Here is a 24,711-nt window from a genome sequence, read left to right on the forward strand (position 1 = left end):
ATATAATCTGATATTTCTTTTAATGCTAAAAGCTTTTTTCTATACTTACATACAAAAAATAATATGATACTGTAATAAATATTTGTGTCTATTCTTTGATTTCCATACTCCCATAACACCGGTTATTGTATCACAAATATCTATTTTTTGCTACCTTAACCCAACGTCTAAAGCCGGTGGGTTAAGGTAGCATTATTTCAATATAGAGCCTCTCTTAAAATTCATTAAAACATTTTATTGTAATTTAAAAAACGATAATGACAAGCACCTATCACAAGTCACTACCGCTCAATATGTTCCCTGCGGGAATCGAACCCACAATTACAGCTTAGGAGGCTATCGTTATATCCATTTAACTAAGAGAACCTGTATTAAATTTTACAACAAGAGGAGTATACAATAAATGTCCTATTCTTTCAAGTTATTTTTCTGTGCTTTAAAATATTCAAATATGGGCATTACAAAAATATTTTTACAATATTTTATTCTGTATTATATGTTACAGATTCTAAGACTTGATAAGCGTATACTTTATTTACAGATAAAGATGAAGCATTGATGTAACTTCTTCTTTATCTATAAAGAAAACTGACAATAAGTCTGTTTATAATAAGTTTATATACTTTAAGGAGGTATACTATGATTACAGCTAAAATGTCACTCGCAGATATTGTTAAACAATATCCTCAAACAATTCCTTATCTTAACAACTTACACCTTGACTACTGCTGTGGTGGACATCTGCCGCTTGATGAGTCATTCACAGATGGAAGTATTGACATTCCGTCACTTATAAATGACCTTAATGATATAGCTTCACAGCCTATGCCGCAAAATAAAGAGGGTGTGGAATCTATAGAAGATTTTGAAAAATTAAGCGTGAATGAGATGCTTGATAATCTTGAGGCAACTCACCATGTTACGGAACGTGAGATGATGGATCAGATTGAAAAGCTTCTGAACAAGATTTTGATAGTACATTATCCTCATCATGGCGCAGAACTTGCAAAGATTCACAATTTATTTGCAAGAATGAAGGCAGACCTTGAAGAGCATTTTGCAAAGGAAGAAAGGCTTGTATTCCCGCTGATGCGTTCAAATCATCATCCTGACAAAGAAACTCTTGCAATGGTAAATGAACTTGAAGGTGAACATGTAGATGTCGGTGATATGCTTAAGGAAATGCAGCAACTTACAAATAACTTTACTGTACCTGCTGATGCTTGTGTAACATATACCAATACATTTAAGCTTATGAAGGATTTTACTGAAGATGTTTTTGTTCATGTTTTTAAAGAAAACAGTATCACATTCCCTGAATATGCAGAGCAATAATACTTAAATAAGGTCTTAGACTTACAGTTATATCTGTGAGTCTAAGACCTTTTGTGCTTTATATTTTATTATGTATCCCTCTTTCAAAGAAAGAATCCGTTTCACTTACAACTACTTTATTTAAAGCTATCAAAGCTATAAGATTCGGTATTGCCATCATACCGTTACAGATATCCGCTATAGTCCATACAGCCTGTACAGTCATATATGGTCCGATAAAGATACAGGCAATATAAATCCATCTGTATACCATAATTGCTTTCGGTTTATTGCCTATTATATATTCAAGACATTTCTCAGAATAATAATCCCAACCCAATATAGTTGTAAAGGCAAAGAATACAAGGCAAACCATCAGTATAAATGCCGCTACCCTTTCAGGGAACGGTAATCCCATCTGAAAAGCCTTTGTGGTAACAGCCACCCCTTCAAATCCCATATCCCATGCACCTGTGATAACAATAGAAAGTCCTGTCATAGTACATATAATTATAGTGTCTATAAAAGTTCCAAGCATGGAAATAAGTCCCTGTCGAACCTCTTCCTTAGACTGAGCTGCCGCTGCCGCAATAGGTGCACTGCCAAGTCCCGCCTCATTTGAAAAAATGCCTCTTGCAATTCCCTTTTGCATAGCTACAATCATTGCCCCGAACATACCTCCTCCAAATGCTCTAAGTCCGAAGGCACCCTCTACAATCTGTGCAAGTGCATCAGGTATCTTTGTATAATTTATCACAAGTATAATAAGGACTACCATTACATAGACTATTGCCATAAAAGGAACTACAACCTGTGCTACATTTGATATTCTCTTTAGTCCGCCAATCAAAACAAGTGCTACAAATATAGTAAGTATAATACCTGAGATAACTATAGTAACGGAATAATCTCTTCCGAACAGATTAACATAATGCACATTCTCAGAATCAAAGAAATTTCCTACAGCACTTGTAATACCGTTTATCTGTGTAAAAGTACCTATACCGAAAAGTCCGACCATTATGCCGAACACTGCAAACATCTTTGCAAGCCATCTGAATTGCTTTCCCATTCCGTTCTCAATATAATAAAAAGGTCCGCCTATAATATGTCCGTCTTTTTCTACCACTCTGTATTTTACTGCAAGCAGACATTCCGCATACTTTGTTGCCGTTCCTACAATAGCCGCCATCCACATCCAAAATAATGCCCCGGGACCTCCTGAAACTATTGCTGTTGCTACACCTACTATATTTCCGGTTCCTATTGTAGCGGAAAGTGCGGTACAAAGTGCTGCAAAGCTTGATACTTCACCGCTTCCGTCTTCCTCATCAGATGAAAACATATATCTGATTGCAAGCGGAAACCTTCTTATTTGCAGGCCCTTCAGCCTGAAGGTCAAAAACAGACCTGTTGCCAAAATCAAAATAATTAACGGCAATCCCCAAATAAAATCATCAATAATACTCAAAAAGTTTGTTACCCTATCCAACATATACTCTCTCCTTATGCTTTAGTATGTTACCACAATATAGTTTTATATGTCACCTACTTTTTACATTACTTGAAATAAATATTAATTTTTTCTTTTTTTATTGACTAAAGCACTTTTAACATTATAAAATCCGGTATATAAATTATATTTGAGATTAAATCTCTAAGAAAGAATGGGGAAAAATGAAAATCATCAAAAAATTATGTGCAACATTTGTTGTAATGTCAACACTTCTTGCAAGCACCGGTGTAAATGCATATGCCGCCCTGCCTGTAGAAAAGCTTTCCATATCAAAAACTGCAAACCATATTATATTGATTGTAGGTCATAAGAATAACAAGAACAGGGTAACTGTAAATGACTACACAAAATCAAGTGACGGTACATGGATTAAAAACTGGTATGTAAACGGCATTGCCGGTACCAACGGCATCTCTACCGAAAAGAGAGAGGGTGACAAAAAGACTCCTGAAGGTGTATTCAATGCTATGTTTTCCTTCGGACTTAAGGATAATCCCGGAAGTCTTATAGAGTATAGAAAGATTACAGACGGAGACTACTGGGTGGATGACTCAAACAGTGCCTACTATAATACTTGGGTAAATACCTCTAAGGTAAACAAAGACTGGGCTTCAGCAGAGGATCTTAAAACGGCTTATCCTTTTTACAACTATGCTTTAGCACTGAACTATAATACCGAGGCTGTTCCAGGCAAAGGTTCAGCTATCTTTATCCACTGCACAAAGACTGATAATGACACTTCATCAGCAGGCTGTGTAAGAATCCCTGAGGAATATATGAAAAAACTTGTAACCGGTATAGATTCCGACACAAAGATAGTAATAATACAAAATGCAGATAAGCTTTCAAGCTATTAATAAAACGGGCTGTTGTACCATAAAGTGCAACAGCCCGTTTTAAATCAAAATATATCAAACTTGTACAGTACTATATAATATATGCCTCAAGAGTAATTGTTAATACATATTCAATATAGTTTTAGATGCCATCATTGCTGTCTACTATCTTTATCCCTATATGTTTCCATAATATACTCATGCCAAATGTATTATGGTTTTTCTGAAGTTTGTCTAAAATAACTTGCTTAATATAGTTTTCGGTATGCACATCATTACCGTACGCTTCGGATCCACTACCTGGCAAAACTTTAAATCTCCTACTGCACTAAGTAACATTCCTGCATCATTAAATGATAATTCAAGTTTTTCCTGTACTATGTCATTCATTATTTTTACTGCATAAAACACCGCCTGTTCAATATTTTCATCAGAATAAATCACACCACAGATATCATCATTTTCAAGCATCGGTGTTTCAATACTTACATCCTTTATTACAGACAGTCTTACTGTAACATCAGCCGAAATTTCCACTCCGCTGACCATCACTTCACCGTCTCCCATAGCAGCATGTACATCTCCCAGTGAAAAAATCGCACCGTTATGAAATACCGGAAAATAAAGAGTTGTACCTTTTGCAATTCTTTTATTGTCCATATTTCCGCCATGATTTCCCGGTGTGCCGCAGTTAACAGAACCCTCCTTCGGTGCAACACCTATTACTCCAATCATAGGATTTACATCAAATACTGTTTTTTCATTAAAATATACTTTATTATCTTCCACCTTCAAACGCTTTATCGACTCTTCTTTTACTAAAGAGCCAAGTACACCGTTATCAGGTAATGCACACATTACACCCTGATTTTCAAGCTTGATATCAAGTATTTCAACCTTAAGCACATCACCTGCCACAGCATTTTTTACATAAACAGGACCTGTAGCAGGATTGATGCAGTCCCAGTTCAGGTTACCTATTGATGAGCCCTCCTTACTTAGCTGATTATCAAAGCAATCATGTGTACGAAAAATCAAAGTTTCACCGTCCTCCACTTCAGCTACACATCTATTTTTTCCGTCAAATGCAAAAACCATATTGTTTTCAATTATTTTCATATCAAACTATATATTTGGGCAAATCATTTACCCAATATCTCCCTCCTCTTCTTCACATCTACAATCTTAGTAATATAAATTATGGGTTCCCATATATCTAATATTTTCATATCATATACATCCATATTAAATATATCCAGGCATTATATATTACTATATTTTAACATATCTATAATTCTATCTTTATTATCCCTTGTAAATACGGTCAGTTCATAATATCTGATACGTGTATTCACAAGTATAGGAGCAACAAAGCCGTTCTTTGCCAATACTGAAAGCCTATTTATTACCGTCTTATTTGTTACACCTATTTCTTTGCTTATTTCTATGGGCGTAAACTCTAAGTTTGATTTCTTAATCAGCAACATTAACAGTTCTTTTTCTTTTACTTTCAGATATGAAAGACTACTTTCCAATTCTTCATTATTTGAACTCAATGATAATTCTTTTACCTTACCGGAATACAACTTAACCATTCTCAGAAAATAGCATAACCAAATTTCCGAGTGTGGTGGATTATCTCTTCCCAAATAATACAGTGCAGGTAATCCCATTTGTATTGATTCATAATATTCATTAACATCATATGCAAAATATTCTTCTAAAGATCCTATGCCGTTAAACCCATATCCATTTATGTCTAATATATATCCTGACATCAATCTTGCAGTTCTACCGTTACCGTCTTCAAACGGATGAATTGTAACAAGCTGATAATGAACTACTGCCGCTACAATAAGCGGATGATCATCAGTTGTATTAACATATTCAACTAATTCATCTAACAGCATGGGGATATCTGTGTATTCAGGCGGTATATAGTCCGGATTACCTGTTTGTGTATCATAGACTGCAAACAAAACTCCCGGCGGCATTGGTCCTCTAAGCCCAATCTTTTCTTTTGACGCTCCCTTTTCGACCAGTTTTTGAACATCCAAAATCAATTTTTTACTGAATTTGGTTTTCTTTTTTCGCTCCTTCTCAAGATAATTTAAAGCCAAAAAATAATTACGTACCTCTTGCTCCGGTCTTAAAAAATGTCGTCTTTCATCTAAATCAATCACTTCATCTACCTGCTCTTCAGATAAAGGATTACCCTCTATTTTATTAGAGGCGTATGAACTCTTTTTCTTTGAATTTTTCCTGAGTTTACTTGCGACTGAGCCGGGTATCTTTACATCATGAATCTGATATCTGTTTTTATCTATCTCTGTTATATATTTTAATATTTCATTTGAAAGCATTACCTTAATCATTAAACACTTCCTCCATGATTTATTATAATATTTATACAGCTTTTTTTCCACTAAATTTACACTATTTTTTCACTATTTTACACTATAGCGTTGCATTCTTCTCAATAAACCGCTCTTCCTGTCATTCACCTAATACATCTTTAACTCTTGACATACTGTTATCCCTACTCACATTATCTCTTACTGATTATACTCGTGACAAAAGTGCTACCGCTTCACAATTCACTGTATTCGGGAACATATCCACTCCGACGCACTTTTCCATTTTATATCCTGCCGCTTCCATTATCTTAAGGTCACGCACAAATGATGTAGGTTTACAGGAAATATATACGATTTTATCTGCTCCAAAATCAAGAATCTTAGGCAATGCCTTCGGGTGTATGCCGTCTCTTGGAGGGTCAAGTACAATGATGTCCGGATTAAAGCCAAGAGTATCCACAACCTTCAACACATCACCTGCTATAAATTCACAGTTGTTAAGACCGTTTTTCTTTGCATTCTCTATAGCAGCTTCTACAGCCTCCTCTACTATCTCCACACCGTAGACTTTTTCAGACTTCGGTGCCAAAAGCTGTGCAATGGTTCCTGTGCCTGAATACAGGTCAAATACCGACTTACCTTCCGTATCTCCAAGATACTTTCCTGCAACAGTGTATAACACTTCCGCCCCCTTGGAATTGGTCTGGAAGAATGAGAACGGAGTTATTTTAAAATCAAGTCTGTTTAACCTCTCTGTAATATAATCATTACCGTATAGCAAAGTAGTGCCTTGATTTAGCACGGCATCTGCATATGAGTCATTCTTTGTATGCAAAATACCTCCGATACTGCCGTTTAAAATCCCCTTGTTGCACTCAACCTTTATATAATCCGCCCACTCTCTTATCAGTGCAATCTCAGCATCTCCAAGTATAGAAGCCTCTCTAAGCACATTGGGATCCTCAACAAAACCGAAACTGCTTGTAGTCACAAGTAAAACAAGTATTTCACCTGTATACTCACTTCTTCTCACAAGCAAATGTCTTAAAAAACCCGTATGAGTATTTTTGTGAAAGTAAGCTATATTTCTTTCCTTAAAAAAATTCAATGTCAACTCAAGCAACTTTGTAAAATCGCTGTCCACTATCTTACATCCGAAAACATTTACTATATCATAGTGACTGCCTTTCTTGTGCATACCAAGTGCAAGTTCACCGTCTTTTTTCTCGTCACCGAATGAAAACTCCATTTTATTTCTATATGCCTGATACTTTGGTGAAGGGATTATTCCCTCCCACAAAAAGTCATTATCTGTAGCACTTTTCATAAGCTCCTTAATTTGAGTATCCTTTAACTTAAGTTGATTTTCATAGCTTATTGTCTGATAGGTACAACCGCCACAGGTTTCATAATGCATACAAGGATTTTTATTGTCTTCAAGCCAAGACTTCTCCACCACATTTAAAACTCTGCCCTCTATCTTCCCTTTTCTTTTTTTTGTTATGGCAAACTCTACGGTCTGACCGAGGATACCCTTTTTTATAAGTACTTTTTCGCCTTCACAGTCTGCATATGCACTGTCCGGAAAATGACTTTCTACAATTTTCCCTTGACAAATATCACCTTTTTTCATTATCACCTCACAAAATATGGCGACCGGTCGGTCGCCATATCAAACTCAAAAATTATTCTTCTTTTTCGTCATCATCAAAGTCATAGTCAAAATCATCATCGAAGTCCTCTTCGAAATCTTCAAGATAATCAGGTGTGAAGAACTTATATACTGCAAATGCAATGCCCGCTACAGCAGCAATGGCACCGATAATAGCCAAAACCCATATAATGGTATTTTTCTTCTTCTCATCTTCTTCCTTTTTAGTCAAAAGACTGTTAAGTCTTGAAGCATTAACTAATTCTTCCATCTTAGAACTCAAATTACTAAATTTATCCATAACCATACCTCTCTTTAAAGATATATTTTCATATCAAGTCAGGCATAAATGCTTAACTACTCAATTAAGAAATTTTATCATACTTTTATCAACTTGGCAAATCCTGCATACATCTTTTTTATACCGAATTTTTCAAAATTTACTTTTACCTCAAAATCCTTTTCTCCATCCACTATTTCAAGAACCTTGCCGATACCGAATTTTATATGCTTTACAGTATCCCCCACAGCATAATCAAGACTTTTTTGTCTTTCTACTTTAAACTGTTTGCCGAAACTCAACGTATTTTTAACATTATCAGGTTTAGCCTTATTCTCCCAAGGCAAAGCCTCTTCATAGGAATAAGTTCTCTGTGTATACTTTTTTTCAGTATCTAATATATGTTTATCAAGCAAATCCCTTGGAATCTCATTTACAAATCTTGAAAGTAATGAATATCTTGTCTCACCGTTTATCATTCTTTGCTTTGCAGAGGTCAAAATCAAGTTCTTCTTCGCTCTTGTAATGCCTACATAGGCAAGCCTTCTCTCCTCCTCCAAGTCCTCTCTTGAGATTGAACTCATAGCGCTTGGAAAAAGTCCCTCTTCCATACCTGCCAGATATACAGTATCAAACTCAAGTCCCTTAGCACCATGTAATGTCATCAGTGTGATTCTGTCCGCATTTTCATCCATTCTGTCAATATCCGCCACCAAAGAGACCTCTTCAAGAAACAGTGAAAGCTCTCCGTCCTCATAATCAACCGACTTGTTTACAAGCTCTTCTATATTTTCTTTTCTGCTCTCTCCTTCGATTTCACCCTCATCATACAGGCTTTCTATATAACCGGTTTTATCTAAAAGTTCTTCAATCATATTTGCAATATTTGCTTTTTTGGCTACCTTATCTCTAAATTCTTCAATCATCGCAATAAACTTCTTGATCTTGTCTGCCGCCTTGCCTATTCCTATATTTTCACAAACGGTCATTGCATCGTACAGACTTATACCGTTCTCATTTGCATAGTCCGCCACTTTTGCAATTGTAGTCGCACCTATACCTCTTTTGGGCAAATTTATTATTCTAAGCAATGCAATATCATCACTTCCGTTTGCGATAGTCTTCAGATAGGCAAGCACATCTTTTATCTCTTTTCTTTGATAAAAGTTCACACCTCCTACAAGTTGATAAGGAACTCCGAGAGTCACACATCTCTCCTCCAAAAGTCTGGACTGTGCATTAGTCCTGTACAGCACTGCAAAATCTTTGAAATTATCATTTGCTTTGGCTTTTATATCCTTTATTATAAAATCCGCTTCAGCATCTGCATTTGCAAACTGACGAAGTTCTATATTTGCTCCGGTCACTCCATCAGTCCAAAGGCTCTTATTTTTTCTGCCTCTGTTATTTTTTATAACGGCATTTGCAGCATTAAGGATATTCTCCGTAGATCTGTAGTTTTGTTCAAGCTTAATGACCTCCACATTTTCAAACTTATCCTCAAAACTTAAGATATTTTCAATATTTGCACCTCTGAACTTATAAATACTCTGGTCATCGTCACCTACCACACAGATATTTTTGTACTTCTGTGACAAGAGATATATCAACTTAAACTGTGCCGTATTGGTATCCTGATACTCATCCACCATAATATATCTGAATCTGTTTTGATAATAGTCAAGTACATCAGGGCAGTTCTCAAAAAGCTCCACGCTTCTACAAATCAGATCATCAAAATCCAGTGCATTATTCTTTTTTAAAGTACTCTGATATATCTCATAAATCCTTGCCGCACCCTTTTCATATCTGTCTGTGGCTGACTTCATATACTCAACCGGCGATATAAGCTCATTTTTACAACTTGATATAATATTCAATACGGCTCTTTCCTTATACACTCTTGAGTTGATATCGTTTTCTTTAAATATTTTTTTCATAAGAGTTCTTTGATCATCACTGTCATATATAGTGAAGTTATTATCAAAACCTATCTTATCTATAAATCTTCTCAGGAATCTTACACAGCTTGAGTGGAAGGTCATCACCCAAACAAAGTTTCCGTCCCCTCCGATAAGATTGGTTATTCTCTCTTTCATTTCCTTTGCCGCCTTATTGGTAAAGGTAATCGCCATTATATTGTACGGATCAATATGCTTCTCATTTATCAAATATGCAATTCTATGCATAAGTACACCTGTTTTGCCTGATCCTGCACCTGCCAAAAGCAAAAGCGGTCCTTCTGTAGTAAAAACGGCCTGCTTTTGTTTATCATTTAATTTATCATATATTGTAGACATAGTACCTCTAAAAACTTTACTTTACTACATTCTAGACCAAAACATATGTTCTTGCAAGTCTTATAAAAGCTCTTCTCTTATCTTCTTATTGATATAATTAAGTACCTTTTTCTTATCTGCACTCCACTGCGGCTCAATAAGTGTCCTTTTATCCCCGTCACCTGTTATCCTGTGAATAACCGTGTCTTTCGGTAAAAGCTTTAAACAATTTATAAGTACCTGTGTATACTCTTTAAGACTCATTATCTTAAAAGGACTCTTTTCATACTCAATTGCAATTCTTGTCCCTTTTAAAATATGCAGTCCATGTATTTTTATACCGTCTATATGCTTTTTGCTTAAGTACTTGACCGTTGCGTACATATCTTCCTCACTCTCGCCCGGCAACCCCAAAATCATATGTACAATAACTTCAAAGTTTCTTTTCTTAAGCTCATCATATGTCTTTTCAAAAATATCCAATGTATAACCTCTGTTAAAGGCTCTTGCAGTGGCTTCATTTACAGTCTGAAGCCCAAGTTCAATCCAAACCGGCTTGATTTTATTCAATTTTTCAAGTCCGTTTAACATCTCCTTACAAAAGCAGTCAGGTCTTGTAGCAATAGAGAGTGCTACAATATCATCTTTATTTATAGCTCGCTCAAATAAACTAAGAAGTCTTTTTATATCACCATAGGTATTTGAAAATGACTGAAAATATGCAATATACCTTCTGTCATTTATCTTTATAGAGTTTGGGAACTTTTTTGATATAAGCATTTTTGCTCTTTCTATCTGCTCATCAATATCCATTACATCTATGGCAAACTCACCTGAACCCTTTTCCGAACAAAAACTACAGCCACCCACCCCAACTCTTCCATCTCTGTTGGGACAGGTGGCTCCTGTACTTAATGCCAATCTGTACACTTTTGTTCCGAATTTTTCTTTACAATAATCTGATACAGTTCTCATAAATCCCTCTTCCCTCCCTCACACAAACAGTCAGTAATCGGTAATAAAAGTTATCTATAACAATACATTTGTACACTGTCCGGGCATAACAATAATATTTTGCTTGCCCAAGGCTAAGGTATGGTACAAATACAAATTTTTTCTTACTCGCCCTGAATATGCTACCATCTATAGTGTACTGAGTTATCTAAACAGTGCACTCTTTTAAAAATCTGTTATTCCATAAGATCGGTTGTCCAGTTGGTTTCTTGTATTCTGTTATCTATAAGTCTTATTTCCTTTGAAAGCTCATCAGCCTCTTTTTGCCAAGCCTTTACATCTATTACCGGTATTAATTTTATCTCTGTGCCTCTTGCTCTGTTTGTGCTGCTGTTTCCGACACCTATAGCATCTCTATAGGCACTTACCTTAAGATTCAGCGCATCCTTTCTTGCAAGCAGTTCAGTTATAGATTTACCGTCAACCTTGATTTCACAATTAGTCTTATTGATGGCGGATATCAAATATGCCAACCTTTCAATACAGTCATCCAACTCTTTCTTTAAATCCTTCGGCTCCTCATTAGGTACTTCACCTTCTTGTACCAAAATATTTCTGTCCAATCTTACTTCCAAATCACTGATCTTACTGTTAAGATCCGCTCTTTCTTGAAGTGCTTCCGCCAATCTCATATTATTTTTTCTCCTTTATTTGAATCACTATTGAAAACAATATTAAACATATACCTATAAAAATCCTTATATTCATACTCTCACCAAGGAATATAACACCAAGCAAAATACTGCTTACAGGCTCAATAGTACTAAGCAGTGCAGCAGACTGTGCACCACACATAGGCGCACCCACCTGAAAAGCACAAAGTGCGGATGTGGAAACCACAGCTGCCATAAAAATTCCGGTTCCCCAAGCTGTACCATCCATATCAAACCTGAACTTACCCAAAACAAGCATCACTATGGCAATTTCAGTTGCCACCAATAAAGAAAGCCATGCCGACATCTTGACTACCGGTATTCTTGAAGACTTTCCATGAGTCAGTATTATAATATATATAGCATATCCCACACCTGAAGCAAGTGCAATCACCATTCCAAAAATATTTATATTTCCGTCCGGATGATAAAACACTGCTATACCTGACGCACAAAACAATAAACATAACAGCTTAATTTTACTTATTTTTTTTCTAAAAATCAATATTTCAAGTAATATAACTGCTGCCGGATACGAAAAATGCAAAGTTGATGCCAAACCTGACGATATATAGCTGTATGATAAGAACAAAAGTATACACATAACAGTTTCAGGAACGGATAAAATAAGAATAGAAATAAGCTCCTGTCTTTTAAGTCTCATACCTGTTCCAAGAAACATAGAGATAACAGCAAAAACCGTTCCGCTTATCAAAAACCTCAAAAATAAAAGCCCGTAAGCATTACCGCCATGTGCATATATTATCTTTGCCAAGAACGGTTGAAGTCCGAAGAAAAATCCGGACAACAGTAAATATACCTCACCCCTTACGCGAAATCTCTTTTCCATAAACTCCCCCTTATATCTAAAATTAACAAAATAAACTTCTAACCTATATCCATTGTCTTACCGTTTAGGAAAGCCTCTTTCAACTTCTCATTCTCATCATATATAAGCTTCAATGAGAAAAAGTCCTTACTCTCATCCAATAATTTTAAGAAAATCTTATCTCCCTCCCACAGATTGAGATTAAATATTTCTTTTTTATCTATCCAGATAAGTTCTCCTTCATTACATTCAATCGGTTCTCCCACTACATTTCTACCGATATAAAGGTGCATATATTCCACCACTTCAGCACCTGACTTTCCATACACAAAGGTTACAATACCCCTAAAATCAAATTCAGTCAACTCATAACCTGTCTCCTCTCTTACCTCACGAATAAGACAATCCTCAGGGCTTTCCAAATCTTTAAAATGTCCACCTACACCAACCCACTTATCCTTATTAATATCATTTTCTTTTTTCACTCTATGGAGCATCAAATATTTATTATCTCTTTCAATATAGCACAGCGTGCAAAGTGTGGATTCTTTCATTATAAAATCTTTCTCTTTCCGTTTTTATCAAAATTCTTTCTAAGTGCCAGCTCTGTAGGTATAGCAGGCAAAATCATTACTACTATCTGCACATAGCAGACAATCATTCCCACAAATCCGATTGTATCTTTATCCTTTCCGATAACAAACAATAATACAATTATACTTGTTACACCTAGTACTATGCCGAATCTAAACCAGAGCTTTCCAAAAAATCTATGTGCATATTCCCAGGTCTCAATATTTATCATAGACATTTTAGTTCTATATCCTGAATATGCAAACTTACTTTTTGGCTTTTGTGGCGGTTTTTTCTCATAAATATGTCCAAAAAGCACCATTATCACCGGGATAAGCAAATCCGCTGACAACATAAAAATCCAAAATTTCATAAAGCACCCTTAGCCCGTCCTGTCAAATATGTGTTTGCCATTTTTTTACTAACAATCACAGTTATGCTATAATATTAACATATATATTTTTAGACTTAAAGTGCCAATTACCTTATTTTTTAATATAAATATTGGACAAATAAGGTAACACTATGCTTTTAACAATGAAAGGATTTTTTATGAAAATAATGCATCTGTCAGATCTGCATCTTGGAAAACGTGTAAATGAATTTTCCATGCTTGAAGATCAAACCTATATTCTCAACGAAATAATAAATATTATAGATGAACAAAAACCTAAAGTCATCATCCTCGCAGGAGATATATATGATAAACCTATCCCCCCTGCCGAGGCGGTAGAGATTTTTGACGATTTTTTATATAAGCTTTCAAAAAGAAATCTATATGTATTTATAATCAGCGGCAATCACGACTCCGCGGAGCGTATTGCCTTCGGCTCCAGATTATTTGATAAAAGCGGTATATATCTCTCACCTGTATATAACGGCAAGATTTCTCCAATATGTATAGATGATAAGTACGGCAAGGTCAATTTTTATATGTTGCCTTTTATAAAACCGGTTCATGTAAGGAGATTTTTTCCTGATGCTGAAGTTTACACATATACTGATGCGTTATCCACAGTTATCTCAGATATGCATATAGATACTGCCCAAAAAAATATCCTTATAACACACCAGTTTGTTACAGGCTCTTCACGTACCGAGTCCGAGGATGTTTCTGTAGGCGGCAGTGACAATGTAGATGCGGATATTTTCAAGGACTTTGATTATGTTGCACTTGGTCATATACATCGCTCACAATGCTGTGACAGTGAGTATATCAGATACTGCGGTACTCCCCTGAAGTACTCATTTTCCGAGTCAAAGGATATTAAGAGTATTACCATGCTTGATATAAAAGAAAAAGGTAATATAAAACTTGACTTTATTCCTCTTACACCGCTTAGAGATATGGTGGAAATAAAAGGAAGCTACAATGAGCTTATGCTGAAAAGTTTTTATGAAAACACCTCATTGACTGATGACTATGTACATATCACATTAACCGATGAAGAAGATATACCGGATGTTATAACCAAGCTTCGTGTAGTATACAAAAATATTATGAAGCTTGACTATGACAATCAAAGAACCAAAAAAAGCTCTGAAATCAATTCGATAAATGATATGGACTCAAAGTCGCCGCTTGAACTTTTTGATACATTCTATGAGCTTCAAAACGGAAAACATTTAAGTGATACACAAAGAGTTTTCCTTAAAAATATTATAGAAGAAATTTGGGAGTATAAATAATGAGACCTGTAAAATTAACCATTTCGGCATTTGGACCCTATTCAAAAGAAACAGTATTTGATTTTGACAAGCTCGGCACAGGTGGGCTTTACCTTATTACCGGAGATACCGGAGCCGGCAAAACAACCATATTTGATGCAATTACCTATGCATTATACGGTGACCCAAGCGGAAGCAACAGGGAGGTGTCAATGTTTCGCTCAAAGTATGCAAGCTTTGATACTCCTACCTTTGTCAAACTTATATTCGATTACAAGGGCAGGGAATATACTGTCACAAGAAATCCTGAATATGAAAGAGCTTCTAAACGCGGTTCAGGCTCTACCATACAGACTGCCGGTGTAGAGCTTATATTACCTGACGGAAAAGCACTCACAAAGACTAAAGAAGTGGATACCGCTATAAGAAGCATCATGGGCATTGATAAAAATCAATTCTGTCAGATTGCAATGATTGCACAGGGTGACTTTTTAAAGCTTTTATTGGCTCCTACCAAGGAAAGGATAGAAATATTCAGACATATTTTCAAGACTAAACTGTATTCCGACCTGCAAAACAAATTAAAGCAGGAAGCTTCATCACTTGACAGTAACTGTTCAAAGATAAGGCAAAGTATCACACAATATATTGCAGGTATAAGCTGTGATGAATCTTCACTACACTCTACACAGGTTTTGAAAGCAAAAAATAATGAACTGCCTATAGATGAATGTATATCATTACTTGAAAAGTTGATAACTGACGACTCACAATCTGAAGAAAAGACTGCTAAGGCTATATCTGAAATAGAAAAGCAACTTGATATATTAAAGATAAATATTGAAAAAGGTGAGAACTATCTAAAAACAAAAAAGGCATTTGCTCAAAATGAAATTAAAATTTCAGAACTTACAGAAGAGAAAGTCTCTCTGACTAAAGCCTTGGAAGAAGCGAAGAAAGAAACATCTGTTCAAGATGAGCTTATCAAAGTTTCCGCCACTATACAGGCTCAGTTGCCTGAATATGATGAGTTGAGCCAAAAAGAATCGGCATTAAAAAACAATATTTTAAATATTGATAAAAATAATGCCATGCTTACAAAAATAAAAAAAGATATTGAAGATTTAAAAGTTAAAATCGACAGTTTAAATGAGGAATCAAAGTCTTTGGAAAAATGCGGTGAGCAAAAAATAATACTTGAAAATGATGTACTCAGTCTTAATGACAGGCTTTCAAAACTGCAACAATTACTTCAGAGTATGGAAACTTTAAAGAAAAATCATGAAGAGCATAAAAAGGCTTTACAAATTTATAAGGAAAAGCAGGCAAATGTTGATACCTTAGATGCTTCCTATAAAGCAGGACACAAGCTGTATCTGGACGCACAGGCAGGTATTTTGGCAGAAAACTTGGAAGAAAATATGCCATGTCCTGTATGCGGATCACTCTCACATCCTAAGAAAGCCTCAAAACCTGTAGATGTTCCTACAAAAGAGGAACTTGACGCTTTACAAAACAGGCTTTCAGTCGCCAATAAAGAAGTGGAACGTGCAAGTCAGGCTGCCGGCAAGCTAAAAGGCATTATAGATGAAAAGATGGAATCCACTCTCACATCTATCAAAGAGTTGCTTGGTGATATTGATATGAGCAGTGCAACAGATATTGCAAAAGAAAATATCAATAAACTTCAAAGCAAAATAAAGAGCATTAACAGTGAGATTGAGAAGTTAAGCAAAAATATTTCAAGAAAAAACAATATCGAAAAGATTTTGCCACAGTCAACAAAGCAACTTGAAGAACTGCAAAACAGTATCAACACCATATCAAATACTGTTACCACTTATATCTCTGAGAACAAAGCCATTGAAGAAAGAATTGCAAGTTTAAAGAGTAAACTGCTTTTCTCCTCAAGACTTGAGGCTGATGCCAAGATAAAAAGTAACAATGATACCGTTTTAAAGATTCAAAACGCCATAGAGCTTGCCTCAAAAACACTTAATGAATGCAGTGAAAAACTTGCTTCAGCCACCGCCACCAAGGCGGAACTTTCAAAGCAGCTTGAAGACAAAGAAGAGATTAATCTTGAAAATGAAAAAAATAAATTAAATGAACTTGAAAGTAATATCCGAAGACTTAGGTCATACAAAGAAGATATTCACAGCAGAACAGTAAACAATCAGTCCAATTATAAAAATATAAAGCTCAAATCTGACGAACTTGCAGATGCTGAGAAACAATACTCATTGGTAAAATCTCTATCTGATACCGCAAACGGCAATATTACTGGAAAGGATAAAGTAATGCTTGAAACCTATATTCAGATGCATTATTTTGACAGAATTATCTCAAGGGCAAATGCCAGACTTGTAATAATGACCGGCGGTCAGTATGATCTTATACGCAGAAGAGAGGCTGTAAGTAAGATGGGACAAAGCGGACTGGATCTTGATGTAATAGACCACTACAACGGAACTGAGAGAAGTGTAAAATCTCTCTCCGGCGGTGAATCCTTTAAAGCTTCTTTGGCTCTGGCTCTTGGACTCTCTGATGAGATTCAATCCTCAGCCGGCGGCATTCAGCTTGATACCATGTTTATTGATGAGGGCTTCGGTTCTTTGGATGAAGACTCACTCTCTCAGGCAATGAATGCCCTTGCCTCACTTGCAAGCAGCAATAAGCTTATCGGTATCATCTCACATGTAGGCGAATTAAAGCAAAAAATAGATAAGCAGATCATTGTTAAAAAGGATAAAACTGGAGGAAGCAGGGCTGAAATTATAGCCTAAAATTTGGCTATAGCAATAAACCGGGTTGCTATAGCCTTTATTTTTCTTACAGTTACTCACTCCACTCCGAATTTACCGTTTGCAAACTCACTTAAATCCTGATTTTTCATTGCCTTTTCTAAGAGCCTCGGCAACATCTGTGGAGCTGCCGCAAAGCAGGGAATACCGTTATTTGCAATTCTTTGTGCCATATGTGTATCATAATATGGCTTACCGTCATCCGATATTGCAAGTAAGCAAATAACAATCACACCATCCTCCTTCATCTGCACAAGTCGTCTAAGCAGACCTGCACGATTGCCGCCCTCTTCAAGGTCTGAAATCAAAAAGAAGATAGTTTTCTTAGGGTTCTCAATATATTTACTGCAATACTTTATAGACTTTTCTATATCGGTTCCGCCACCTAATGTAAAACCGAAAAGTAAATCAATAGGATCTTCACATTTCTCACTTAAGTCTACAATCTCTGTGTCAAATGCCACCACTTTGGTCTTTATCGCACTCATACTTGCCAGAATACAACTCATAATAGATGAATATATTACCGATTCACCCATTGAACCGCTTTGGTCAATGTCCAAAATCACCGTATACTTATTGGCGGCGGTTGTAGCACTTCTTTCAAAGAAATAATACTTTTGCGGAATTATCTTTTTTAGCTTGGTATTATAATCTTTGATACCCTTTCTTATAGTAGTCTGAAAATCAAGCGCAGATGCTGACGGAATAGGTGAATGCAGTTTTCTGTTTACACTTGCTGTCACAGCCCTCTTTAAATCAGTTTCAAGCAGTGCATTTATCTGCTCAACTATCTTTTTTATAAATTCTCTGGCATTTTCCTTACTCTGTTTCGGTATTTGATCCTTTAAAGTAAGTATCATACTTGCCATGTTTATATCAGGCTCTATATTGTCAAGCAGTTCAGGTTCAAATATAAGCTGCTTTAAGCCGCATCTCTCCATAGCATCCGCCTGAATGATTTTTACAAGATCTTTATCAAAAAGTGTTCTGACATCACCAAGCCATCTGCTGATATGTGGGCTTGAGTGACCGCTCCCTCCCCCGCTTCCAAAGCTGAATTTATTATCCTTATTGTAGATTGCATTAAGTGCCATATCCATCATAAGATCCTCATCAGTAAGGCTCACACCTTTATCCATATTTTCCATTCGCTTTTTTGCCTCAGCTCCAAGTATAAGCCTCCAACGTCTAAGTCTGTCCGCCGCTTCCATTAAACCTCCTAAAAATCACCGAAATCAAAGTCCTCAAGTATTTCAGTATCCACTTCCTTTACCTCGGAATTTATAATTTCACTTACTACAGTTGCATTAAGTCCCCATATTTCGCCAAGATTTTCAGCAATCATATCTTTTTCCTTAGAACTGTAGTCTACAAAGGCCCTTCTTAAGAAAACAAGTGAACGCCTAAACTCTTCTTCATCCAGACTGTCCATATATTCACTTAAGCTCTCCCACAGTGTAAGCCTGCCGATAAGGGCATAATGATTCCTTATAGAAAGTCCTGCAAACCAGTTTGCACCAAGCTCTGCCGGCATACCGGCAGAAAGTCTCCTTGCAACCTCAATTCGTAAAGTATTCTCATCTGTTTTACCTGTATCAAGTAATATTGCAGTGGCAAGTCCTGAAATTTTTGTATTAAGATCATCTCTGTTTGATACTTCCATAAGCTTATCAAACCACAGATCCTTATCTAAAAAGTCATGTAAGACAAATACATTATGTATACTTTGAATATCTTCTACAAGTATTACAGCCGCCATATCATCACATGCAGACTCTCCTGCCAGTATAAGAGCCGCCCTGATACATAATCTCTTTACAATAGGTTCAAGCGGTTTTCTGTCAAGTTTTCTGATATCTCCAAACAAAATCATATCTGAAAGCTTACTTGTAGTTACAGCAATCTCATGAATAGAGACGGCTCCGCTTGCCATCTCATCCAATTTTCTGCCGGCACCTTCTACTATCTTAGGTATGCCGCAATTAAAAGCCGCCTCTATAATATCAGCTATTTCCGAAATGCTTATCGCATTGTCAAGTCTCTCACCAAGTACAAAGGCAACCGCTTCGTCTATTGTATCTCCTTTTAATACAGACTCCACTATTTGAATCTCCGCCTCGGGAGTCCACTGCAAAATCCAGTTTTCCGCCCATGTGGCATTATCCTGTCTGTTTCTTTCAATCTTTGCAAAATCAATGCCCAAAGTTACAAGTCTATATAGGAAAAATGACCTGTTTAAGTCAAAAAAAGCACTCTCCTTTGACTTTACTCTCAGGTTTTCTCTAAGGTCAAGCTGTAACGGTGTTGCTACAAGTTCTTTATATTTTTCAAGCTTCAAAGCCTTGAGTCTTGACAAAAAATCACTCTGTATTGAAGTCTTCATAGACTCCTGCGGCACAACGCCGATCTTTGTGCCGATATCACTTTGGGCAAACCCCATTGCCATTTCACCAAAACTGCCTCCACCCATACAGGTAATACCGGCATCTTTTAAATCTACAAGTGTCGGTATGGAGCCTCCTCTAAGATTGGCTATCGACCTTGAAAGCATTGTCGTTTCTATCACCTGTGCAGATGAGACTATCCCGCCATGCTCACGCATATACTTTGCAAGTAAACTCAAATATTTTCTTTCATGATATGTTTTATCATTTTTTATAAATCCCTGCCACAGCAGTTCATAATAGGCAGGTGCTGTATTTCCGGCACCGTATCCGGTTCTTTTACTGAGTCTGTAGTATGAATAAGGCATCAATGTAATATTTGAATCCTTTTTTTTCAGTGAATCATACTCTTTATCGGTCATAGCACCGTCAAGGCTTTGTATAGCCGATGTATGAAATGCACCTGTAATCGCCACTATTTTTTCACTGTCGATACCCCTGTCTATAATTTCTTTTATCTTTCTTTTCATAAAGCTTTCACGGATGATATCTCTTAAACTTACTCCATCTTCGTTTCTAAGGCTCTCACCAAATAAGGCACTGCCGGATTTGTAAGCATTCATGTCCTCACTCTGTTCCAAGACTCTTTCCCAAAAGCTTTCCATATCAAAATCTGAAGTTTTTTCCTTGTCATGTATCTTATCCGGAGCATCACTGATTATTTCATCCTCATTCTTACTTTCCAAACCAAGCATTATATTTGATTCAAGGTCAAAGAAATGACATTCTTTATTGTTTTCTCTTGCCCATAAAATAGCCTGATACTCAGGTGAATAAACTGCAAACGGATAGAGAACAGTCTCTATAGGAACCTCTTTTGTATATGCCATAATAGCAAATGGCGGTAAAAGATTTTTTGATACGATATCGTCTATCAAAAAATCAAAATCGGCAGGTCCTTCAATAAGCACCACATCAGGCCGGTTTTCGTTCAAAAATTTTCTTACAAAATATGCTCCCGCCGGTGAAAAATGTCTGATTCCAAAAGTTTTCATGGCCGCCTCCTAGCCATTGAGTGCCCTACACTCATTGTATAGACCAATCCACTCTTTCCCACGCTTTTTCATTATATTTTCAAGATATTCTTCCCAGATTTTTGAATCTTTCGAGTCTTCCTTTACTATCGCACCTTGAAGCCCTGCTGCAAGATCCGCATCACTTATTACTCCATCACCGAAGCTTCCTGCAAGAGACATACTGTTTGTAAGTAATGAAATTGCCTCTGCTGTAGAGAGTACATTTGCAGTGGACTTTATCTTTTGTTTACCGTCAAGTGTTTCACCCTGTCTAAGTTCTCTGAATATTGTGCAAACTTTCTTTATTACCTCCGCCTTGGGTACCTTTGAAAGCAATGCCATGCCCTCTGAAAGTTTTTCTATTCTGGTCTTTACAATGTTCATCTCTTCTTCAAGAGTGTTGGGGCTTGGAAGTACCACTATATTAAACCTTCTCTTTAGAGCTGCACTCATATCATTTACACCACGGTCTCTGGTATTTGCGGTAGCAATCACCGAAAAACCTTTTTTAGCCGCACTGTCTTTAGAAAGCTCAGGAATTGAAATTCTTTTCTCGGAAAGAATAGAGATAAGTGCATCCTGTACCTCGGAAGCACAACGTGAAATCTCCTCAAATCTTGCAATCTTCCCCTCTTCCATAGCCTCAAAAATAGGACTCTTTATAATTGCCTTATCACTTGGGCCCTCCGCAATAAGCATAGCATAATTCCATGAATATCTTATCTGTTCCTCTGTAGTGCCTGCCGTTCCCTGTATAACACATGTGGAATTACCGTTTATAGCCGCACACAGATGTTCTGAAAGCCATGACTTTGCAGTTCCTGGTTCACCTATCAAAAGCAATGCTCTGTCTGTTATTAATGTAGCTATGGCAATCTCAACAATTCTTCTGTTGCCTATATACTTCGGCATTATTTCTATACCGTTACACTCACCTCCCATTATATAGGTAAGTACCGACTTTGGAGACATCTTCCAACCTGTAGGAACAGGATTTGTTTCCGCCGCTATCAATGCATCTAATTCTTTTTGGAACATGACCTCCGCAGGAAGTCTTTGTAATTCTTCGCTCATAATCACCTCTATTTCTTCTTTTTAGCTGAATTTTCAAAAAATTCATCAATTCTTGCATCACTAAAGCTTTTTAAGGCACTTATTGCCTTCTCCTTACTTGCTTTATCTCCGGTTTTTGCTATCTCAAGCAAGATATCAATGTTTTTATCACTATATCCCAATGCCTCTATAGCAGACTTTCTTACATCCTTACTTGCCTCACCGTCTATAATTGACAGATAGAAGTCATTTTCTTCTTCTTTTGCCAGATATGCTATAATATCAAGCCTTCTGCACATCTCAGACTTGCCCATAGGATCAAAACCTCTTTTTAGCGGCTCAATCATCATCTTGCCGTCTTCCATCATCCATCTGCTGATTTGATAGGCAAGTTCGCCGTAGCTGTCACCAAGACCTCCGATATACTTTGGCAACACTCTGTAGTCAAAGAAGATGCGTGGATCCTGCTTTCTGGCATTTAAAAGTACCTCCCATCTGCCGCTTCCTGTTGTAGTAAGTGCAGTAAGAACAGGCTCAAGCATCTTGTATGAATAATTACAATTCTTACCGCTGCCCGCCTCTATATCACTAAGTTCACTTTTTTCATAAACACCGCTTTGAGTTTCAAGTACCGCATCCACTAATGCAAGTATATCAAGAGTCCTCTCCCCGGGATTGTCACATTCAAAGAGACTCTTTGCCTGTGTTTCTATCTGCGCAAATACCGGAGCAAGCTTTGAAAGTGCCGCCATATCATCTACAGCCTTTTTTAATCTGAAGTCTTCTCTTATAAGGGAGCTTCCTGTGATAATACTGTATTTTAACTGTTCTTGTAGTTTATATAAAATATCTAAATTCATAAATCCTCCCTAAAATGCCAATCTCAGTATTTCTTTATCCGAAATAATACTTCTTGGTTCTATACATATCTGCTTCAATATAAAATCATAGTAGGCAAGTCCAAAAAGTACCTGACCATGTAGATAATCTTTACCCGGAAGATTAAGAATTGAGCCGATTACCGTGTTGTCAAAGGTTTTAGACTTTAATAAAATCTGTGTTCCTTCACTGTCTTCCACAACCACATCATTGCCTTTTTGACCTATCTTGGCAAACTCAAAAAGTACAGCATATACATTATCACTTAATGTCGCTTTCAGCACATTTTTAGCAGACTTTAAAAACTCGGAGATATTTTTCTTTGCAAAGCCCCTTATCTTTTTTATATCATCAACACTCAGTTCTTTATCTATACTGCTTTCATACCTTATTCTTCTGTTTTCGCCGTCATTTGCAGGATAGTAATAAAGTGTATCAATACATTTTTTCCCGAAGAAACTGTCATCCCTTGTGATATACTTCTTTGCTTTCACCGGGCAATAGTTTGCGGTATAATCTATCTCACCGGTATCAAGGTCAATCCAATAACCTGTATCTATATCTTCACCCTTTACACTGTCAAATTCAGCCGTAAAGCTCAGTTGTACAAGCTCTACATTATCTTTCTTCAGTCCTATAGCACCAAGTTCTTCAAGCTTCCAAACTCCTCCAAGTGCCTCATAGAGTATATTGTCATCAGCTCCCACTTCATCGCTTTCAAGCTTCTTATTAAGATAATCCCTTGCTCTTTTTTCAATATATCTAAGCTTTGTAAGTTCTTTTACTGCCAAAGCCAATAAATATTCCTCCATATAGTCATCCGGATAATCTTTTCTTATCTCATCTACATAACTCTTCGGATAATTTTTTCTTATCTCATCTATGAATTGTGAATTTTTAATTGTTCTTAGATATTTAAAAAACCTTTTAAATATAAGCTGTACTCCCGGCAAATAGTAATCTCCAAGTTGCTTTGCAAGTTCATCATACTTTTTATCAAATGAAGACTCAACAAAGGATGCCACACCTGAGTTTGTTATCTGTATCATTACATCCTTTAATAAATCCAAACCGTCTATCTGCTTTTTTATTTTCTTAGTCTTTGCCGCTTTTGAGGCTGCACTTGTTTTCTTTGTTTTATCAGGATTTTGTTCCTTTTCAATCTCCTTTTTTGCCTTTTTCTTTTCTCTTTCCTCTATCTTATTTCTCTTATCTAAAATATCCTGAGGGATTTTTGCATCCTCAAAGTTCTTGCCCTCTTTCATCTCAAACATCAAGCCTATAGCATGCTTACATGGAAACTGCCTACTTGGACAACTGCACCTAAATACAGGCTCATTTTCTTTTTCAAAGTCTATAGAAACATTGTAATTGCTCTTTCCGCTTCCTTTGCACTCCGCAAAATACAGGCTGTCATCTGATGACCTCATTCTCTTTATAAAACTGCCGCCGCTTGACAGCTTCCTGCCGTTTGCAACTGCATTGGCATTAGGTGCCATTGAAACTATCTGCTGTTCGTCAAAAGTTCTCATATATGATCCT

General features: G+C 36.5%; 20 protein-coding genes, 1 tRNA gene and 1 pseudogene. 4 read left to right on the forward strand and 18 right to left on the reverse strand.

Annotated elements, in window-relative coordinates:
• Both HMPREF0381_RS16095 and HMPREF0381_RS10775 read right to left on the reverse strand, forming a co-directional pair.
• Window positions 1-114 (reverse strand): annotated as a pseudogene (locus tag HMPREF0381_RS16095) (IS200/IS605 family transposase); the annotation flags it as partial.
• Between the two features lie 180 nt (window positions 115-294).
• Window positions 295-366 (reverse strand) — tRNA-Arg (locus HMPREF0381_RS10775).
• A gap of 273 nt (window positions 367-639) precedes the next feature.
• Here HMPREF0381_RS10775 and HMPREF0381_RS10780 point away from each other — a divergent pair.
• Window positions 640-1,335 (forward strand): DUF542 domain-containing protein, encoded by a 696-nt coding sequence (locus tag HMPREF0381_RS10780; protein ID WP_008752010.1) that lies wholly within the window; start codon window positions 640-642, stop codon window positions 1,333-1,335.
• Window positions 1,336-1,393: 58 nt separating this feature from the next.
• Here HMPREF0381_RS10780 and HMPREF0381_RS10785 read toward each other — a convergent pair whose 3' ends face one another.
• Window positions 1,394-2,809, reverse strand: a complete 1,416-nt coding sequence (locus HMPREF0381_RS10785) for an alanine/glycine:cation symporter family protein (RefSeq protein ID WP_008752011.1) — start codon at window positions 2,807-2,809, stop codon at window positions 1,394-1,396.
• Between the two features lie 182 nt (window positions 2,810-2,991).
• Between HMPREF0381_RS10785 and HMPREF0381_RS10790 the strand changes: the two genes are divergently transcribed.
• Entirely contained in the window at window positions 2,992-3,687 is a 696-nt protein-coding gene (locus HMPREF0381_RS10790) for a L,D-transpeptidase family protein (RefSeq protein WP_008752012.1), read from the forward strand.
• A gap of 213 nt (window positions 3,688-3,900) precedes the next feature.
• Here HMPREF0381_RS10790 and HMPREF0381_RS10795 read toward each other — a convergent pair whose 3' ends face one another.
• The 10 genes from HMPREF0381_RS10795 to HMPREF0381_RS10840 form a co-directional block, all read right to left on the reverse strand.
• Entirely contained in the window at window positions 3,901-4,785 is an 885-nt protein-coding gene (locus tag HMPREF0381_RS10795) for an acetamidase/formamidase family protein (protein ID WP_008752013.1), read from the reverse strand.
• A gap of 143 nt (window positions 4,786-4,928) precedes the next feature.
• Window positions 4,929-6,041 (reverse strand): Fic family protein, encoded by a 1,113-nt coding sequence (locus tag HMPREF0381_RS10800; RefSeq protein WP_008752014.1) that lies wholly within the window; start codon window positions 6,039-6,041, stop codon window positions 4,929-4,931.
• Window positions 6,042-6,228: 187 nt separating this feature from the next.
• On the reverse strand, window positions 6,229-7,656 hold the full coding sequence (locus tag HMPREF0381_RS10805; protein ID WP_008752015.1) for a class I SAM-dependent RNA methyltransferase: 1,428 nt from the start codon (window positions 7,654-7,656) through the stop codon (window positions 6,229-6,231).
• 52 nt (window positions 7,657-7,708) lie between these two features.
• The gene (locus HMPREF0381_RS10810; RefSeq protein WP_008753833.1) at window positions 7,709-7,975 is read right to left on the reverse strand and encodes a DUF4366 domain-containing protein; all 267 of its coding nucleotides are present in this window, start codon (window positions 7,973-7,975) and stop codon (window positions 7,709-7,711) included.
• Between the two features lie 77 nt (window positions 7,976-8,052).
• Window positions 8,053-10,254, reverse strand: a complete 2,202-nt coding sequence (locus HMPREF0381_RS10815) for an ATP-dependent helicase (RefSeq protein ID WP_008752017.1) — start codon at window positions 10,252-10,254, stop codon at window positions 8,053-8,055.
• A gap of 60 nt (window positions 10,255-10,314) precedes the next feature.
• Window positions 10,315-11,208, reverse strand: a complete 894-nt coding sequence (locus HMPREF0381_RS10820; RefSeq protein ID WP_008752018.1) for a TIGR01212 family radical SAM protein — start codon at window positions 11,206-11,208, stop codon at window positions 10,315-10,317.
• A gap of 215 nt (window positions 11,209-11,423) precedes the next feature.
• Window positions 11,424-11,879, reverse strand: coding sequence for a DIP1984 family protein (locus HMPREF0381_RS10825; RefSeq protein WP_008752019.1), 456 nt, complete (start codon window positions 11,877-11,879; stop codon window positions 11,424-11,426).
• A gap of 1 nt (window position 11,880) precedes the next feature.
• Window positions 11,881-12,750 carry a DMT family transporter gene (locus tag HMPREF0381_RS10830; RefSeq protein ID WP_008752020.1) on the reverse strand — a complete coding sequence of 290 codons (870 nt, stop codon included), beginning with the start codon at window positions 12,748-12,750 and terminating at the stop codon, window positions 11,881-11,883.
• Window positions 12,751-12,788: 38 nt separating this feature from the next.
• Entirely contained in the window at window positions 12,789-13,283 is a 495-nt protein-coding gene (locus tag HMPREF0381_RS10835; protein WP_008752021.1) for an NUDIX hydrolase, read from the reverse strand.
• A complete protein-coding gene (locus HMPREF0381_RS10840) occupies window positions 13,283-13,675 on the reverse strand; it encodes an SdpI family protein (RefSeq protein WP_008752022.1) in 393 nt (130 codons plus the stop codon). The genes HMPREF0381_RS10835 and HMPREF0381_RS10840 overlap by 1 nt, the downstream gene beginning before the upstream one ends.
• Window positions 13,676-13,854: 179 nt before the next feature.
• Here HMPREF0381_RS10840 and HMPREF0381_RS10845 point away from each other — a divergent pair, with 179 nt between their 5' ends.
• Together HMPREF0381_RS10845 and HMPREF0381_RS10850 are read left to right on the forward strand one after the other, a co-directional pair.
• On the forward strand, window positions 13,855-14,991 hold the full coding sequence (locus tag HMPREF0381_RS10845; RefSeq protein WP_040461852.1) for an exonuclease SbcCD subunit D: 1,137 nt from the start codon (window positions 13,855-13,857) through the stop codon (window positions 14,989-14,991).
• Window positions 14,991-17,756 (forward strand): AAA family ATPase, encoded by a 2,766-nt coding sequence (locus HMPREF0381_RS10850; protein WP_008752024.1) that lies wholly within the window; start codon window positions 14,991-14,993, stop codon window positions 17,754-17,756. Before HMPREF0381_RS10845 ends, HMPREF0381_RS10850 begins: the two co-directional genes overlap by 1 nt.
• 56 nt (window positions 17,757-17,812) lie before the next feature.
• Here HMPREF0381_RS10850 and HMPREF0381_RS10855 read toward each other — a convergent pair whose 3' ends face one another.
• The 5 genes from HMPREF0381_RS10855 to HMPREF0381_RS10875 are packed head-to-tail and all read right to left on the reverse strand — an operon-like array spanning window position 17,813 to window position 24,701.
• Window positions 17,813-18,988 (reverse strand): VWA domain-containing protein, encoded by a 1,176-nt coding sequence (locus HMPREF0381_RS10855; protein ID WP_008752025.1) that lies wholly within the window; start codon window positions 18,986-18,988, stop codon window positions 17,813-17,815.
• Between the two features lie 8 nt (window positions 18,989-18,996).
• A complete protein-coding gene (locus HMPREF0381_RS10860; protein WP_008752026.1) occupies window positions 18,997-21,216 on the reverse strand; it encodes a DUF5682 family protein in 2,220 nt (739 codons plus the stop codon).
• A gap of 9 nt (window positions 21,217-21,225) precedes the next feature.
• Window positions 21,226-22,311 carry an ATP-binding protein gene (locus HMPREF0381_RS10865; RefSeq protein ID WP_008752027.1) on the reverse strand — a complete coding sequence of 362 codons (1,086 nt, stop codon included), beginning with the start codon at window positions 22,309-22,311 and terminating at the stop codon, window positions 21,226-21,228.
• A gap of 8 nt (window positions 22,312-22,319) precedes the next feature.
• A complete protein-coding gene (locus HMPREF0381_RS10870) occupies window positions 22,320-23,150 on the reverse strand; it encodes a hypothetical protein (RefSeq protein ID WP_008752028.1) in 831 nt (276 codons plus the stop codon).
• Between the two features lie 9 nt (window positions 23,151-23,159).
• The gene (locus HMPREF0381_RS10875; protein ID WP_008752029.1) at window positions 23,160-24,701 is read right to left on the reverse strand and encodes an SWIM zinc finger family protein; all 1,542 of its coding nucleotides are present in this window, start codon (window positions 24,699-24,701) and stop codon (window positions 23,160-23,162) included.
• Window positions 24,702-24,711: the final 10 nt, after the last annotated feature.

This window comes from Lachnoanaerobaculum saburreum DSM 3986 (genome assembly GCF_000185385.1).
GTDB classification, from domain to species: domain Bacteria; phylum Bacillota; class Clostridia; order Lachnospirales; family Lachnospiraceae; genus Lachnoanaerobaculum; species Lachnoanaerobaculum saburreum.

Coding starts and splice junctions, on each gene's coding strand:
- HMPREF0381_RS10780 (WP_008752010.1), top strand. CDS start 640: ATGATTACAGCTAAAATGTCACTCGCAGATATTGTTAAACAATATCCT.
- HMPREF0381_RS10785 (WP_008752011.1), bottom strand. CDS start 2,809: ATGTTGGATAGGGTAACAAACTTTTTGAGTATTATTGATGATTTTATT.
- HMPREF0381_RS10790 (WP_008752012.1), top strand. CDS start 2,992: ATGAAAATCATCAAAAAATTATGTGCAACATTTGTTGTAATGTCAACA.
- HMPREF0381_RS10795 (WP_008752013.1), bottom strand. CDS start 4,785: ATGAAAATAATTGAAAACAATATGGTTTTTGCATTTGACGGAAAAAAT.
- HMPREF0381_RS10800 (WP_008752014.1), bottom strand. CDS start 6,041: ATGATTAAGGTAATGCTTTCAAATGAAATATTAAAATATATAACAGAG.
- HMPREF0381_RS10805 (WP_008752015.1), bottom strand. CDS start 7,656: ATGAAAAAAGGTGATATTTGTCAAGGGAAAATTGTAGAAAGTCATTTT.
- HMPREF0381_RS10810 (WP_008753833.1), bottom strand. CDS start 7,975: ATGGATAAATTTAGTAATTTGAGTTCTAAGATGGAAGAATTAGTTAAT.
- HMPREF0381_RS10815 (WP_008752017.1), bottom strand. CDS start 10,254: ATGTCTACAATATATGATAAATTAAATGATAAACAAAAGCAGGCCGTT.
- HMPREF0381_RS10820 (WP_008752018.1), bottom strand. CDS start 11,208: ATGAGAACTGTATCAGATTATTGTAAAGAAAAATTCGGAACAAAAGTG.
- HMPREF0381_RS10825 (WP_008752019.1), bottom strand. CDS start 11,879: ATGAGATTGGCGGAAGCACTTCAAGAAAGAGCGGATCTTAACAGTAAG.
- HMPREF0381_RS10830 (WP_008752020.1), bottom strand. CDS start 12,750: ATGGAAAAGAGATTTCGCGTAAGGGGTGAGGTATATTTACTGTTGTCC.
- HMPREF0381_RS10835 (WP_008752021.1), bottom strand. CDS start 13,283: ATGAAAGAATCCACACTTTGCACGCTGTGCTATATTGAAAGAGATAAT.
- HMPREF0381_RS10840 (WP_008752022.1), bottom strand. CDS start 13,675: ATGAAATTTTGGATTTTTATGTTGTCAGCGGATTTGCTTATCCCGGTG.
- HMPREF0381_RS10845 (WP_040461852.1), top strand. CDS start 13,855: ATGAAAATAATGCATCTGTCAGATCTGCATCTTGGAAAACGTGTAAAT.
- HMPREF0381_RS10850 (WP_008752024.1), top strand. CDS start 14,991: ATGAGACCTGTAAAATTAACCATTTCGGCATTTGGACCCTATTCAAAA.
- HMPREF0381_RS10855 (WP_008752025.1), bottom strand. CDS start 18,988: ATGGAAGCGGCGGACAGACTTAGACGTTGGAGGCTTATACTTGGAGCT.
- HMPREF0381_RS10860 (WP_008752026.1), bottom strand. CDS start 21,216: ATGAAAACTTTTGGAATCAGACATTTTTCACCGGCGGGAGCATATTTT.
- HMPREF0381_RS10865 (WP_008752027.1), bottom strand. CDS start 22,311: ATGAGCGAAGAATTACAAAGACTTCCTGCGGAGGTCATGTTCCAAAAA.
- HMPREF0381_RS10870 (WP_008752028.1), bottom strand. CDS start 23,150: ATGAATTTAGATATTTTATATAAACTACAAGAACAGTTAAAATACAGT.
- HMPREF0381_RS10875 (WP_008752029.1), bottom strand. CDS start 24,701: ATGAGAACTTTTGACGAACAGCAGATAGTTTCAATGGCACCTAATGCC.